Origin of the sequence: Bacteroides cellulosilyticus DSM 14838 (assembly GCF_000158035.1) — a bacterium.
Classification (GTDB): Bacteria; Bacteroidota; Bacteroidia; order Bacteroidales; family Bacteroidaceae; genus Bacteroides; species Bacteroides cellulosilyticus.
Map to the genome: position 1 here is coordinate 135,453 of NZ_EQ973486.1, position 16,415 is coordinate 151,867.

General features: G+C 39.4%; 9 protein-coding genes and 1 pseudogene. 9 read left to right on the forward strand and 1 reads right to left on the reverse strand.

Annotated features, from left to right (window positions below; genetic code table 11):
* On the reverse strand, positions 1 to 1,121 hold a 1,121-nt coding region (locus tag BACCELL_RS00525; RefSeq protein ID WP_007209510.1), incomplete at its 3' end, for a ligand-binding sensor domain-containing protein.
* A gap of 283 nt (positions 1,122 to 1,404) precedes the next feature.
* On the opposite strand from BACCELL_RS00525, the gene BACCELL_RS00530 reads away from it, so the two are divergent.
* The 9 genes and pseudogenes from BACCELL_RS00530 to BACCELL_RS00570 all read left to right on the forward strand — a co-directional run bounded on the left by BACCELL_RS00530 (position 1,405) and on the right by BACCELL_RS00570 (position 16,387).
* On the forward strand, positions 1,405 to 4,653 hold the full coding sequence (locus BACCELL_RS00530; protein ID WP_157133850.1) for a SusC/RagA family TonB-linked outer membrane protein: 3,249 nt from the start codon (positions 1,405 to 1,407) through the stop codon (positions 4,651 to 4,653).
* Positions 4,654 to 4,679: 26 nt separating this feature from the next.
* Positions 4,680 to 6,473: a RagB/SusD family nutrient uptake outer membrane protein gene (locus BACCELL_RS00535; RefSeq protein ID WP_007219862.1), complete on the forward strand. Its 1,794-nt coding sequence runs from the start codon at positions 4,680 to 4,682 to the stop codon at positions 6,471 to 6,473.
* 13 nt (positions 6,474 to 6,486) lie between these two features.
* The gene (locus BACCELL_RS00540) at positions 6,487 to 6,771 is read left to right on the forward strand and encodes a hypothetical protein (protein ID WP_007209513.1); all 285 of its coding nucleotides are present in this window, start codon (positions 6,487 to 6,489) and stop codon (positions 6,769 to 6,771) included.
* Between the two features lie 12 nt (positions 6,772 to 6,783).
* Positions 6,784 to 8,055: pseudogene (locus BACCELL_RS00545) on the forward strand (sulfatase-like hydrolase/transferase); the annotation flags it as partial.
* Between the two features lie 39 nt (positions 8,056 to 8,094).
* Positions 8,095 to 9,807 (forward strand): right-handed parallel beta-helix repeat-containing protein, encoded by a 1,713-nt coding sequence (locus BACCELL_RS00550; protein WP_007209515.1) that lies wholly within the window; start codon positions 8,095 to 8,097, stop codon positions 9,805 to 9,807.
* A 22-nt stretch (positions 9,808 to 9,829) separates the two neighbouring features.
* The gene (locus BACCELL_RS00555; protein WP_044153124.1) at positions 9,830 to 11,428 is read left to right on the forward strand and encodes a sulfatase family protein; all 1,599 of its coding nucleotides are present in this window, start codon (positions 9,830 to 9,832) and stop codon (positions 11,426 to 11,428) included.
* A 2-nt stretch (positions 11,429 to 11,430) separates the two neighbouring features.
* Complete coding sequence (locus tag BACCELL_RS00560; RefSeq protein WP_044153125.1) at positions 11,431 to 13,260, forward strand: right-handed parallel beta-helix repeat-containing protein; 1,830 nt, start codon at positions 11,431 to 11,433, stop codon at positions 13,258 to 13,260.
* Between the two features lie 21 nt (positions 13,261 to 13,281).
* Entirely contained in the window at positions 13,282 to 14,898 is a 1,617-nt protein-coding gene (locus BACCELL_RS00565) for a sulfatase family protein (RefSeq protein WP_007219857.1), read from the forward strand.
* A 4-nt stretch (positions 14,899 to 14,902) separates the two neighbouring features.
* Positions 14,903 to 16,387 (forward strand): sulfatase family protein, encoded by a 1,485-nt coding sequence (locus tag BACCELL_RS00570; protein ID WP_007219856.1) that lies wholly within the window; start codon positions 14,903 to 14,905, stop codon positions 16,385 to 16,387.
* The last annotated feature ends 28 nt before the right edge of the window (positions 16,388 to 16,415 follow it).

Consider the following 16,415-nt stretch of genomic DNA (forward strand, 5'->3'; position numbering starts at 1 on the left):
TGTATCCACATCCTATTCGCTCTATCCTTGTAGAAAGCTCTTATGAAATTCCTGTCTTCTTTTTTGACATCAAAAAAACGGTAAAAGTGGGGAGATAAAAGATTCAATCGTCCGACTCCATTTGTTCCTGTTCCAATCCACAGATTTTGCATATTGTCAATGAATATGGCTTTTATGATTGATTTCTCAAGATATTCGTTTTCGTCTGTGGCCAACTTTTCTATTCTATAGCTTTGTTTCTGATAGGTTAGGGTTAAAATCCCTGCATTCTCTGTACCGATTAGGAATGTATCTTCGCTTTGTTTTCTAATGGTATGAATACGTTCCAATTGTTGGTATGAGGTTAGTATCTTTTCTATTTGATGTGTATCTCTATGATACAAAAATAATCCTTCATATCCTCCTAACAATAAATGTTTGTCATCTAAAGTTTCTATGGCAAAAATGGATGAAGTAATATTGGGCAATTTTTGGGGAAGAATATGTGAATGGGATGGAGGTGTATTGTTGGGATTTAGGGTATAGAGCCCTATAGTGGTACCTAATATCATTTCATCTTTTGAATTCCTGTATATGGCACGAGCATTAGTCATTTCTTCGAAATTAGATACGATGGGAGTGATTCGGAGCTCTCTATTTTCTGGTGAGTAATTTAATTTATATACTCCACAGCCTGTGCCTGCCCATAGGTTATGCTCATTATCTTCATATATTGAATATATATTATTATCTAAGGGATTTTCGCTAAATTTGAATTTGGAAAATTCTTCCAGATCATAATTATATAAATTTAATCCTCCACCTTCGGTTCCTATCCATAGATTTTCGGCAGAATCCAAATATATGGAGAGAATACGATTGTCGCTGATAGATTTTGGATTGGTATCGTCAAACCTATAGGTTTTGAATGTATATCCATCGTAGCGCAGTAAACCGTCATAAGTAGCGATCCAAATAAAACCATATCGATCTTGGGCAATGGAACTGATGTCATGTTGTGAGAGCCCTTGATTCATAGATAGAATTTCCAGACGATATTTAAAACTAAAATCGGATGCTAATGCTTCTGACAGATTAGAAGCATATAGAAATATACTGAGTAATAAATAAAATGCCTTCATAAATATAGTAGATTATGAAACAAAGATAAAATATAATTTTAGATAAGAGTGAGAGTGCAATATAAAAAAGAGGCAGATGATACATGGAGAGCTAATGTGTTACAAATAGCGCAATGTAATGTGACCTAAAAGTGAAAAAACGGTCAAATATTGAACTTTGTTACATCCTTTTTAATCGTTGGTACATACGTGTTATTCGCCGATAATCTTTATCTTTATTTTTGTGACGTCTTTATCGAAAGATGTAGTTATGGCTATTAATACAAACCTTAAATTAGTAATTATGAATTTTAAAGAAAATTGCAAGAGGCTATTACTGTTTTCGTTGTTCTTGTTATTTGTTTCGGGTGTATCCGCTCAAATTCAAGTAACAGGAGTTGTTATTGATGAAGTGGACGAATCGCCACTGATTGGCGTTACTGTAATGGAAGTCGGGACTCAAAAAGGAGTCATCACCGATATGGATGGTAATTATTCTATTACTGTAAAAGATGAGAATTCAAGATTGTCTTTTACTTATATAGGTAAAGAGGCAAAGACTGTTCGGGTAGGTAATAGACGAAAAGTGGATGTTACTATGGGAGATCAGGCCAATGAACTAAATGAGTTGGTTGTAATTGGGTATGGTAGCGCAAAAAAGAGTGACCTGACAGGATCTGTTGCTTCTATGAAGGCATCTGCGATTGAGGAAAGTCGTTCTGCATCATTTACAAGTGCGCTGGCGGGTAAGATAGCGGGAGTTATGGCCATTCAGAATGGCGGTGATCCGGGAGCGGGTATCAATATTAAGATTCGTGGTGCCAGTTCTGTTAGTGCGGGTACTTCACCACTTTATGTAATAGATGGCGTACTGATGGAGAACTCACAAAGTGAAGTTTCTGGAGCAAGCAGAATGGGAGATACCTCATTGGATCCGATGGCGTTGATTAATCCCAACGACATTGCATCTATTGAAGTTTTAAAAGATGCTTCGGCTACAGCTATTTATGGTTCGCGTGGTGCCAATGGTGTTGTGATAATAACCACAAAATCAGGAACCAAAGATGGTTCTACGCAATTGAGCTTTTCCGCAGATGCTGGCTTTGATTTATTACCTCAGAAACGTACGTATGCACTTTCCGGGGCAGAATATGAAAATTATATGAGATTACGCTTTCCTCTGCCGGCTGACTTTGTTCCCGGTGAAAGTACGTTGGCTGGAAACACCGCACTTGGTTGGAATCCTGACGGAACGCCCAAAATAACTGGCATCAACAGGGTATGGCAGGATGAAATATTTCGTTTAGGAGTATCTCAGAATTATAATATATCACTCCGCGGTAGTTCTAAAAAGAATACCTATGCATTTTCTCTTGGGTATTATGATAAAACGGGTATTGTGAAGAACTCCGATATGAATCGTTTCTCGTATTCTATGAAGGCTGAAAGTACGGTAAATAACTACTTGAAGTTAGGAATGAATCTTTCAGGATCTGTGATGGTGAATAATGGGATTGTAAATGCTACAAACCAGACTCAATCTAACATTTTTACTCAAATGTTGATATTCAGGCCTAACATTACGGACCGTGAAATAGAGGATTCTACGGATGCGGATGATCCGGGAAGCTCTTGGAATAATCCGATAACGAATTTGAATTCTGTTGTTCAAAGAACTGACGCGCGCAGGACTCAAGGTACTGCCTATGTCATTGTAACTCCTTCAAAGCATTGGACTCTCCGTTCCACTATCGGTGGGTACATGACTGATGCTAAAAGTAAGAACTTCTATCCTTCCACATCAGGTATGGGGCGTGTAGATAAGGGACGCGCCAGTCATGGCGTAGCCCGCACTACTAACTTGCTAAATGAGAATACATTAACTTTCATGAAAACCTTTAATGAAATACATGCAGTAAATGTATTGGGAGGTATTACTTTCCAGCGCACTATTTTTGATAATCTTACCACTACTACTACAGGCTTGGAGATAGAGAGTTTGGATGAAGAGAGCTTGAAGTTCGGAGCAAATATTTTACCGCCGGAAAATTCTTATTCTTATTATTCTCTGATGTCTTACTTAGGACGAATTAACTATACTTTAAAGAGTCGCTATTTATTCACTGCCAGTTTCCGTGCTGACGGCTCTTCCAAGTTTCCGAAAGGAAATAAATTCTCGTACTTCCCTTCCGGAGCTTTTGCCTGGAAGATGAATGAAGAAGCTTTCTTGAAAAATGTGAAGGAAATAGATCAGCTGAAATTGAGGCTAAGTTATGGTCGTACAGGTAATCAAAGCATCAATACATTGGCAGCTTTAGCAATGATGTCTAAAAAATACTATAGTTTTAATACGGCTCAAGGTACTACCGGTTCACCAATTATCAACATGGGCGTTATTCCTGGAACTATAGGCAGTGATAAACTGCGCTGGGAGACTACGGATCAATATAATGTAGGTGTCGACCTGTCTTTATTTAATAGTAGAGTGAATTTTACAGCCGACCTTTATTATAAATATACCACCGATTTACTTATCACTGAGCAGCTTCCGGGTATTTCAGGATATCAGAGTGTAGTGCGGAATATTGGTTCTGTAGTGAATAAGGGGCTTGAGTTGAATTTAGGAACCGTAAATATGAATACGAAGAATTTTACATGGACTTCTGACCTGAATATTTCATTCAATAAGAACAGAGTGAAGAATATAGGTAGTGGAGATCGTATTCCTATTACTCCTACAGCCATTATGCAGGGGCATTTCTTGGATGTCTTTTATGTTCGTGAAGGTTATCCTATCGGCGCTATGTTTGGATATAAGACTGATGGATTGTATCAGTGTCATGACTTTAGTGATTTCTATGATGCTAATGGTACTTTTATCTCTGATAAGGCTCAGCAGAAGGCCATCTATGACAATATAAAGGGAAATAATGGACAATTTACTTTGAGAGAGGGAGTTGTAAGTAGAGGAAATGCTGTAGAACCCGGTTATCTGAAGTTGAAGAAACAAGGAGAAGGGGATGTGATTACTTCGGATGATAAAGTATATCTTGGTTCCAATGAACCTAAGTTTTTTGGCGGATTTACCAATCGTTTCTCTTATAAAAATGTAGAATTATCTATTTTCCTGCAATTCTCTTATGGTAATAAACTATTCAATACTAATCATGCAATGCTGAGAGGATATAACAACTATAATATCGAACAGCAATATTATGATAATATGTGGACTATTGATAGACAGAACGCTCCCTTACACATCTATTCAGATAATATAGGAAGGCAAACTGCCACGGAACTGCAGGCTGAAGATGCTTCTTATCTGAAAATAAAAGAGATATCCTTCTCTTATCGTCTGCCTAAAAAAGCAATGAGGCATTTGGGGGTGAAAGGTGCTAAAGTATTTGTGTCAGGTATCAACCTGTTTACGTTTACAAAATATTCCTGGTATGACCCTGAATTCTCTTCTACTAACCCGTTAACTGGAGGATTGGATAAATATTCATATCCGACAGCACGTACATTTAATGCCGGATTCTCAATTGATTTATAATGAAGTACATCTTAATAACTATGAGTATGATGAAAAAAAATAAATATATTATTGCACTTTTATTACTCTCCAACTTATTTACTGGTTGTGAGATCGGATTCTTGGACAATGAGGCATTCTCTGATTTGACAAGAGAGGGATATTATGAAAAATTATCTGATTATGAGGCTGCTTTAGTAGGTTGTTATTATTATATATCCGGACGAGGAACCACGAAAGAGGGTACCTATGCGACAGGATTTCCTGTATTGGGAGAAGCTGGTACAGATGAGTGTTATATTGCAACGAATAAAGGTGCCAATTGGATATACGCCACTCAATTAGACCAGTATACTACACTTAATTCTGATAACTTAATTTGCCAGGAAGTATGGCTTAATAGTTATGCAGGAATTAATGCGACTAATGAAATTATAAGTCGCATAGACGAAATGAGTGAGGAAATACTAAATGCTACACCGCGTTATCGTGCAATTGCTGCCGAAGCTCGTTTTTTGCAAGCTTTGTGGTATTTTAATATGGTCAGAATATTTGGAGGAGTTCCGATTTTAACTACACCTTCAAGAAGTAGTAGTAACTATGAAGTGGATAGAAATTCTATAAAGGAAGTTTATGCGCATATTTTCACATTATTGGAATATGCAAAGCAGTTCTTGCCGGAAACTGTGTCACAATATGGTCGTGCCAAGAAGGCATCAGCTCATGCACTTGCTGCAAAAGCAGCTTTGCATATAGCTTCATCTATGCAATTGCTGGCTCCTAAAATGACTGAACAGGTGAAGTTGGCAGGTATCAACTCATATGAGTGGAATTATACGGATCAATCAGGCAGGGAATACTCCAAGGATGAAACAATCAAGTATTATTATACTGTAGCACGTGATGAGGCGCGGACTGTGTTAGATATATTTGCTCCTAATTATCTGATGCCCAAATTTACAGATTGTTTTTATCCGAATGAAAGTTCTGATGAGATTCTTTTTGAGGCTGTATTGTCTACGGGATTAGCTAATGAAATGGGGGGCTGGTTTGGCTCGTTATTTGGTCCTATGGGACCTTCGGCAAAAGGTGGAGGACAACAGGTTATCTTCCCGGTTCAGCCTATTGTGAATGACAACTATACTTACACTATGACGGCTACGCAACCATGTGTTTCGGTTGATGATCGTTTTGCCTGGGCAATATCCACCTTCCAAATAACACAAGCTGGAGAAGTGAAAGCAATTGCTTTTGGACAACGTTATAAACAGTTCCAAATTGCTAAATTCCGCATCGATGTTCCCCCTTCATATAATCAGGATAGAACACCGGTTAATAATCCGATCTTGCGTGTTTCAGATATTTGTTTGGTATATGCAGAGGCTCAGGCTGAGTTAGATAATATAGAAGGTAAGGGGATTACAACAGATGCATTAGAGTTCTTGAATGTGGTGAGAAGAAGGGCAAAAGTAGTGGAATATACACCGACTTCCATATTGGAGGTACTTACTTACGAAGACCTGAAGAAACAAGGTAATAAAGAGATTAAGGGGTATGTAGCCACAAATCCTATTGAGCATTTCCGTCGGGCTATCTTGAACGAACGTATGTTGGAACTCCTGGGAGAAGGACATCGCTGGTTTGACTTGGTGCGTATGGGGGTATTGAAAGAAGTGACGGAGCAATCCATCGATTATGCAAGAACCCGTCCGGGTGCCAATTTGAGTAATCCTAATATTCCAGTGCGCCATATTAGTGAGTTCCATATATTCAGACCTGTTCCTGCACGAGAAATATCTTTACACAAAGGGGCTTTGACACAGAATGACGGGTATAATTAATTGAATTTTTGCCATGAAAATGAGAAATATAATTCCGCTGGTGACTGGAGGCACTTTGTTGGCTACTCTCTTTGGAGGTAGCACATTGCATGCGGCTACAAAGTCGAAACCTAATTTGGTATTAGTTTTGGTAGACGATATGGGATGGGGGGCTTTTGCCCCCAACCATGTCGATTTTACAGAGAAGGAGTTAAATCAAGAGTTTTGCAGAATACATGTCAAGGACTATACTGCCGAAGAGGCTTTTGAAGCAGCGCAAAAAGCGACTCCTTATCTGAATCGCTACTGTCAAGAGTGAGTTCGATTTACCAATGCCTATGTAACGGCCAATGTCAGTGCCCCTTCGCGTGCCGGGTTGTTAACATCTTCTTATCAGCAGCGATATGGATTATATATTATAAAAGAAGCAGAAACCGGAATTCCAACAACGGTACTTACTATGCCTCAGGTTATGAAAGATTATGGCTATGCGAACGGGGCTTTTGGAAAGTATCATAATGGAAAGGGGATGGATGAAATACATACCTGTTCTCCTGGACATCATCCTTTGGATCGGGGATTCGATTACTGGTTCGGGTTCAATAGTCATGGCACTTCTTATTATAATTCACCCATATTATTCCGAAACAGGGAAAACATTGCATGTGCGGAATATACTACTGATAAGTTTACAGAAGAAGCAGTTCAATTTATTAGGGGAAATGAAGGGAGCCCTAAACTTATATATTTAGCTTATAACGCCCTGCATGGCCCATTAGGAGCACCTGCACCGGATAAATATATGAGTCGTTTCCAATATAAATCGAAATTACTGAATACGTATGCTGCTTATACTGCAGCCATTGACGATGGAGTTGCAGCGGTGATGAAAGAGTTGGAGAAGATAGGAGAAATAGATAACACGATGTTGGTTTTTATATCTGATAATGGAGCTCCGGGAGGTGCTGCTGCCGTATTGCCAAAGAATGGTCCCTTCTCCGGTTTTAAGGGGCAGGCTTATGAAGGAGGGATACGTGTTCCTATGTTTATATGGTATGGAGACAAAATCAAACAGGGATATGTCTGTAATGAAATGGTTTCAGCAATGGATATATTTCCTACTTTTTTTGACGAAGCAGGTATTTCACTACCCAAACAGCAAGCGGTGGATGGCAAAAGTCTGATGCCTTTGTTGCATGGAACTTCAACGAAAGCTGTGCATGAGTATTTGGTCTGGATGTCTCAGCAGGCAGAAAATTGGGGAATGTATTCCTTGTCTGACCAGCAGACAGCCGAAGCTGCATTTATGGTGAGAAAAGGAGATTTTATGTTGCGATATATAATGGAAGAGGATACGTATTATTTGCATAATCTGAAAGAAGACCGTAAGGAAGGTGAGAACTTAATTGCTCAATACCCGGAGTTGACCCAAGAAATGAAGACTATTTTTAAAGATTGGTTTCAACAGATGATACCTCCTATCGGTTGGCGTCAACAGTTATGGCAAAATGTACAGTTCTGGATTCCTTCATTGCCCAAACCCTTGCCGGTGAAGCGTAAAACTAGCCATAAAAAGAAAACTAATATAGTAAAAACACTATGAAAGTATTTGACGGATATAAAAGTAAAATAATATTGGATTATGAAATTAACAAGTAAAATATACCTTCTGTTTATTGGATGCTTTGTTCCGGTGATAAACTATGGACAACAGTTGTATAAGCCTGCGCATTTTGAAAGCCCCCGTTCAATGCCGATACAATCTGTTCCGGTTAGTAAAACAATCAATGTAGTTGATTATGGAGCTTGTCCTGATGATAATAAAAATGACTGGCTGGCTATTTGCAGGGCGCTGGCTGAATGTGAACGAAGTGGTGGTGGAGTGAGAATATTATTTCCGAAGGGGATTTATCAGATAAAAGTAGGAGAACGGAAGAGTAAGTTAACTCATGCTTTTAGTTTGTCGAATGTCTCAGACTTCATAATTGAGGGTGATGGAGCTATTCTTATCTTAGAAAATCCGGATGTTGCGTTGATGACATTGAAGAATTGTCAGGCTGGTGTTATTAAAGGGCTGACCATTGATTATAAAACCTTGCCGTTTACTCAAGGAGCGGTAGTTGATGTAGATATAAATGGCAAAACATTTACTTTTCGGTCGGATGGAAAGGGTGGACGGCCTACAGATGATAATTTTGCGAAATCAAAAACAAAGTGGGGGGTTCTATTCGATCGTGAAAATAATAGATTGTTGAAAGATAAAGCTCCTAATCTGGTGCCAATAAGAGAAGTCTCTAATTTAGGTGATAAGAATTTGTTTCGCATCGTGACAACCCAAAATGTGATTGAACAAATAGCTGTAGACGATCCATTTGCGATGATTGCTCGCTATAATGGTTGCTCTACTTATAGTGTGAATCAGTGTCGTCAGATTACATTCCTGAATAATATACATTATGCCGGTCCGGCCGGCTCTTTTGGTTTGAGAGAGTCAACGGGCATAAGCATTGTGAATTGCAAGATACAACAAAAAGAAGATAGGCTTATCAGTCAGAATGCAGATTGTGTACACGTCACTCCATCTTATGAAGGCCCTTGGATTGAAGGTTGTCTGTTTGAGGGACAGATGGATGATGCAATTAATATAAAAACTGAACTGGTTTATATTCTAAAAGCTATTTCAGATAATCAGTTCTTAGTTAGCGCTAAATTGCGGGTAAATGACGAACTCTCGCTTTTCAATCCGCGGGAGGGACGTTTGATAGGTACTTGTAGGGTGTTAGAAGCTGTTCCGATGGATGATGCTACAAAAATTAAGATAGATGCCCGGTTTGAAAATCTACAGATAGGTAGAGATAAAACGAAAGATATGTTTTTTAACGATAGTAAGTCTAATGATAATTTTGTGATTAAAAACAATGTCTTTCGTAATTCCCGACGTTACGGAATGCTTATTCAAGCGAAGAATGGGATAATTGAAGGAAACATTCTGGAGAACCTCAGTACGGGAGCGATTACATTGCAAAACAGTGCATCCTGGCCGGAAGGCTTTGTTCCCCGGAATATTGTAATTGAAAATAATAAGATACGTAATGCGGGTTTCGACCGGTCATATTGGGCAGAAGGCAAAGATATTGCTCCAATACTCATCCGTACGACTACTGTCAATAAGAAACAAGCAGAATGGAAAGGTATCAGGAACATTCGGATAAAGGATAATGAAATAATAAGCAATAGTGACCACACTATATTTTTGAGTGGAGCTCAGGATATTGTGATAGAGAAGAATCGGAACGATGCCCAAAGTGATGCTCCGTACTATCAGGAAAACTGTGACAATGTGATTATTAAGTAGTTTACCTTAAAAACTGAACAATATGAAACAAGTGAATTTAATATCATCAGTAATATTAGCTTCTGTAGTAAGCAGTATGCCGGGAAATGTGATAGCACAGCAGAAGAAAAAAGAGAAACCTAATGTCATTTTTGTATTGACTGACCAGTGGCGCAAGCAAGCTTTGGGCTTTAAAGGTGAAGATCCCGTACAAACTCCTCATTTGGATGAATTTGCTTCGTGGGCGGTTTCTTTTGATAATGCTACCTCATGTCGTCCGGTATCAGGACCGGGTAGAGCCTGTCTATTTACTGGAAAGTATTCTATCAACAATGGGGTCTTTGCGAATAAAGTACCGTTGGCTACGGATGAAGAGTCGATGGGACGGGTTTTCAAAGCTGCCGGTTATGCAACTGCTTATATAGGTAAGTGGCATTTGAATGGAATGAATGATCATGTAACTGACTCAGTGAGACGTCAGGGATTTGATTATTTTGTTCAATCTATGGGACATCAACCTTTTTTTCAGGGATATTACGTGCAGGATGATAAAGAACGTACTTATATTAAAGGTTGGGCACCTACATACGAAACTCAATTAGGTATCGAGTTTATCGAGAAGCAAAAGACAAGTGAACAGCCTTTTTGTCTCGTATTATCATATAATCCTCCTCACACGGGTGGAGGGCCGGGATTCGAAGATCGCTATCAGCCGGGTAAATATGGACCGGATAAAAAACTAAAAATGGGATATGGTTATGCGGGACCTGCTGAATACGAGGCACTTTATAAAGATATAGACTATGAAAAGAATCCGATACGAGGTAATTTGAAACCCATTCGCCGTTCGTCTGATACCAGTGCAAGAGTGATTCCTGGTTATTTTGGTGCTATAACGGCCATTGATAATGATTTTGGAAATCTGATGACTTATCTGGAACAAAATGATTTATTGGAGAATACAATTATTGTATTTACATCGGATCATGGTGAGAGTATGGGATCACAAGGATTAATGACAAAAGGAACTTGGTTCGAAGAATCCATGGGGGTACCGTGCCTCGTAGGCTGGAAAGGGGTTATCAAACCAAAGCGTGAAATAGTAGTATTCAATAGCATTGATCTGATGCCTACTCTATTGGGACTCTCCGGGTTGAGTATTCCTCAGGGAGTAGACGGTGTCGATTATTCTCCACTACTATTGGGAAAGAAGTTTAAGGCTCCTGAATATGCCTTTACTTCTTTTGATTTCGGAGGGGTAGAGGAATTGAAGGCACCTCGTTACTGGAGAGCGGTTTATACTTCCCGTTACACTTACGTATTATGCGGTATGAATCAAAATCGTGCCTTTACGAAGGATGGATTGGTGCTGTATGATCGTGAAAAAGATCCGTTGCAATTGAATCCTATTTATAAAGGTATGGGTTATGATAAGACTATCGATAGGCTCCATGCAGAACTGGTCAAGCACTTGGATGAAACCGGTGATCCTTTTATCAAAGAGTATTGGAACAACCCTGATGTCGGTTATCCAAAACTGAACAAAGTGACTATGGATCCATATAGTGCGTTAAGGAAATCAGGAGCTAATGCCAAAGGAGGTAAGAGTAAAGGAAATAGAAATAAGCAATTAAAAAAATAGATATGAAGTATAAATTATTATTGTGTGGTATAAATCTGCTGCTTTGTCTAAGCACTTGTTTTTCATCTGCACTGATGGCAGCTGAGACTGTGATTGATTTTACGGGAAAAATAAAAGACAGGCAGAATATTACTGCTGTGATAAGAAAAAGTATAGAAGAAGCGCCTAAGGCTGATTTGAAGTTCGTGTTTCCTAAAGGCGTGTACCACTTTTCTCCGGCAGAATCATTTAAAAAGACGTATTGCATTACGAATCATGAAAATGGAGAGAAGAATATAGCCTTTCTTTTTGATGGTTTTAGAAATGTAAAAATCGAAGGGGATGAAACCGAATTTGTCTTTACAGGTGCTATGCTTCCATTTTTATTCGTCAACTCTCAGGGAATTGAGTTGACCGGTTGTTCTATCGATTGGTCGATCCCTTTTTATGTACAAGGTGAAGTGATTTGTTCTATGCCTAAATCAAAAAGTTATGATGTCCGGTTTAATTCGGAAGGCTATGATTTTCAAGTAGCAGATAATCGATTAGTGTATCCTAATCAGGAGGGATTTTCTTATTCCGGTATAGGAGAGAGTCTGGTCTTTGATAAATATTCTAAATCACCGGTTTATAATTCGAATACATTGGACATACATCGAAAGCAAAATGCTATGGTTGAAAAACTGTCTAATGGAGACATACGCATAACAGAAAAAATCAAATCTTATCCTTCTGTGGGTAGTATCATTGTTTTTAAGGGACCAAATGGAGAGAATCGTTATGCACCTGCAATTCATGCATTAAAGTCCAAGGATGTGGTTATCAGAAATGTAAATGTATACCATGCTTTGGGAATGGGCTTTTTGGGAGAAATATCAGAAAATATCTCTTTAAAGAATTTTAATGTATGTCTTCGTGAAGGAACAGATCGTATGTTGTCGGCAACTGCCGATGCTACTCATTTTTGTAATTGTAGAGGGAATGTAGTGGTAGACGGATGTCTTTTTGAGAATATGCTGGATGACGGAACCAATGTACATGGTACTTATGTACGAATAGAAAAGATTATATCGAATCGGACTTTGCAGGCTAAATTGATGCATTTCCAGCAAGGAGGTTTTGAGTTTGCCCGTCCGGGAGATAAGAACTGGTTTATCATAGCACCTTTGATAAATCGACAAAATGAGAATAAGATTGTAGACTATCGTCGTTTGGATGATTATACTATGGAGCTTACGTTTGTCAAAGACTTGCCTAAGGAGCTTAAAGAAGGAGATTTGGTTGAGAATAAGACATGGAACACGGATAGTTTCGTCATGAAGAATTGCACGATTCGCAATCACAGGGCCAGAAATATTGTATTGAAAACTCCAGGAAAAACATTGATAGAGAATAATTATCTGAATTCTATGATGGCTTCCATTCTGATGCGTCCGGAGGCTTACTTCTGGTATGAAGCCGGAGCTAATGAGAATACAGTTATCCGGAATAATACCTTTCACAATTGTATATTAGGCGGCGGAGAGCAGGCTATGTTATTCATTTCTCCCCGGTTTGCCAAGAATTTTGATAAATCCGGCTGGATTGATAAAAATGTTGTATTTGAGAATAATACGATTCATACATTTGATAACAAAATAATCCATGCAACGTCTGTGAATGGTTTGGTTATTCGTAATAATAAGATAATTCAGACGAAGGACTTTAAACCTTATAACCCGGAGAATCCACTGGTTGATCTTTTTCATTGTAAAGATGTGGTTGTGAAGGGGAATATGTATCAGTTTGACACTCCTGAATTTATTCGCATGGATGAGGATACCAGACAAACAGCGAATATAAATCAAAAGTAGAATTCTAAAAGATAAATGATTATGAAATGGAATGCATTAACGAAAGTTCTTCGCTATGGAGGTTGGGGAGTACTTTGCTCTTGTCAGGGAGTAACGAATACCGGATATCAGCCTCAAGGCGAAGTGTCAGCCAAAGCACAGGCGCGTAAGATCATATTTATTATGACAGATACGCACAGATGGGATATGCTGAGTTCTATTACTCCTGAAATAAAGACTCCTAATCTGGATCGTCTGGCAGAAGAAGGAGTACGTTTTGACCGTGCTTATACTGTTTCCCCGGTGAGTGGCCCTGCCCGTTCGGCTATATTTACGGGATTGTATCCGCATACTAATGCTTCCTGGGGAAATGACATGCCTATTGCAGATAATGTAAAAACTTTGGGACAAAGGCTTTCTGATAACGGTTATTACTGTGCGTATACCGGAAAATGGCATTTAGATGGAACCGACTATTTCGGCAACGGGATCTGTCCACAAGGCTGGGACCCTGAGTATTTCTATGATATGCGCATGTATTTGGAAGAACTCACGAGAGAAGAGAGGATAAAATCCCGCTTACCGGAGACTAACAAAGAGTCTATACCGGGCGAGTTTACGTATGGTCACCGGGTTACGGAGCGTGCGTTGAAATTTTTGGAAAGCCGTACTTCTGATGATGCGTTTTTTCTGACTGTATCTTACGATGAACCCCATCATCCGTTCTTGTGTCCGGAGCCTTATGCCTCGATGTACAAAGATTACGAGTGGCCTAAGAACCCCAGTCATTACGACAATCTGAAGAACAAACCCTCTTATCAACAGATGTGGGCTGAAGGCAGACAGTTTGAGAATAAGGACGAGATGACTATCAAGCATCCCTATTACTTCGCTTCCCTTTCATTCATTGATTATGAGATAGGTCGTCTGCTGAAAAAGATAGATGAATTGTACCCTGATGCACTTGTGATTTACACTTCCGATCATGGCGACTTCTTGAATGCACATTCTTTGAAGTCAAAGGGACCATGCGTCTATGATGATGTTTCCCGTGTTCCTTTTATTGTCAGATGGAAGGGGCATGTTCCCAGTTCTTTGGTGACTACAACTCCTATCTCTTTGATTAGTGTTACACCTACGATTCTGGATGCTGCAGGGGTTACTATTCCTGATGTGATAGAAGGAAGCAGCATTCTTAACACATTTACCTCTCCCGTGGATCAGCCTAAGAAGCCTGTCTTCATGGAGTTTGGACGTTTTGAGGTAGACCATGATGGTTTTGGTGCTTTCCAGCCTTTGCGTGCCGTATTTGACGGACGATATAAATTGAGTGTAAACCTGATGTCTACTGATGAACTCTATGATTTGGAAAAAGACCCTTATGAACTGGATAACCTCATTAATGATGATACTCATGCAGTATTGCGTGATAGTCTGCACAACTTGATTCTTGAGCACATGAATGAGACGCGCGATCCCTTTCGGGGAGTGTATTGGCATGCCAGACCCTGGCGTAAGGACTTTAAGTCCACTTGGGAGTATACTGAGTATACTCGTGCTCGTAAGACTGATGGGTATAATCCGCGTAGCTTGGATTATAATACGGGATTGGAGGTTGAAAAATACTCTTGGCCTAAACAGCAAGATACTAAAAATTAGAGCTATGGACATAAGATATCCAATACATATCTTTGCTTTATTGAGTTTATCGCAGGCTTCTTCTGCACAGAAGAAACCTGCGATGGATCAGAAAAAGCCCAATGTACTTTTCGTGATGTCCGATCAGCACAGAAGACAAGCTTTGGGATTTATGAAGGAAGATCCTGTGATAACTCCTAATCTTGACAAATTCGCAAAAGAGGCGGTAACTTTTACTAGGGCCTATTCTGCACATCCGGTATCAGGACCTAACAGGGCCTGCCTGTTTTCAGGTAAATATACTCAAAATAATAAAGTATTCGGGAACGATTGTCGTCTGGAGGATGATGGAAATGGTATGGGAGCACTTTTCAAAAAGAGTGGCTATAGTACTGGATATATAGGTAAGTGGCACCTTGACGGGCATGAAGGAGGGAAGTATTCATTTGTTCCTCGTGAGAGAAGATTAGGATTTGAATATTGGCTGATCAGTCAGGGACATCGCCATTTTGATGGTCGGTATTATGGGGATAAAGACTCACTCATTGTTACCGGACGCTGGATGCCCGATTATGAAACGGAGAAGGCACTCGAATTCTTGAAGAACCGTAATGGAGAACGTGATGAAGGAAAGCCATTTTGTTTGGTGGTATCATATGCTCCTCCACATAATGGCATGGGACCGGGATTTCAGAATAAGCATAATATCGGTCACTGGAATGCCCTATTAAAAGATTTGCCAATACGTAAAGGTAGTGGTTTTGCCGCCCCGAAACGTTTTGAAGAGATGTATGAACCGGCTGATAAACTGCCACGTAGGAAGAATGTAGAGAAAGTGGATAATAAAGAATCATATCCGGCACTACCAGGATATTTCGGTGCCATTACTTCCATTGATGAAAATTTTGGTAAGCTGATCCAGGAGTTGAAGGATAGTGGGGAGTGGGAAAATACCATCGTTGTGTATACCTCTGACCATGGAGAGCTATTGGGATCGCATGGAAGAATGTACAAAGATTTGTGGTACGAAGAATCTATAGGAGTCCCTTTGATGATTTCCTATCCGGCAAAGTTGAAACCCAAAAAGGCAGCACAACTGATTAATAGCATTGATATATTGCCTACATTACTGGAGCTTGCTGGCATTGAAATTCCCGAAGTCATCGATGGTAACAGTTATGCTGACTATATGAATGGTAAAGAGAAGGAAACCACCGATAAGATTTTCTTCCAGTTCGATCGGGGCGTACTGAATGACAATGGCCCTGACCGTTATTATCGTGCAGTGCGTACCAAGAGATATACCTATGTAGCTGCAATGTCTCCCTACTATGACCAGTTTGTAGGTAAGAATAAGGAAGTATTGTACGATAATGAGAAGGACCCTTATCAGTTACATCCCATTTTCCTGGGAGAAAAATACGATGCAATAATGAATGAACTTCGTACAGCGGTAATGGACTGGTGTGAACAGACGCACGATCCGTTTTTTAGTAAATACTGGAAATGACAGATTAATAACATTAAAAACATAGGGG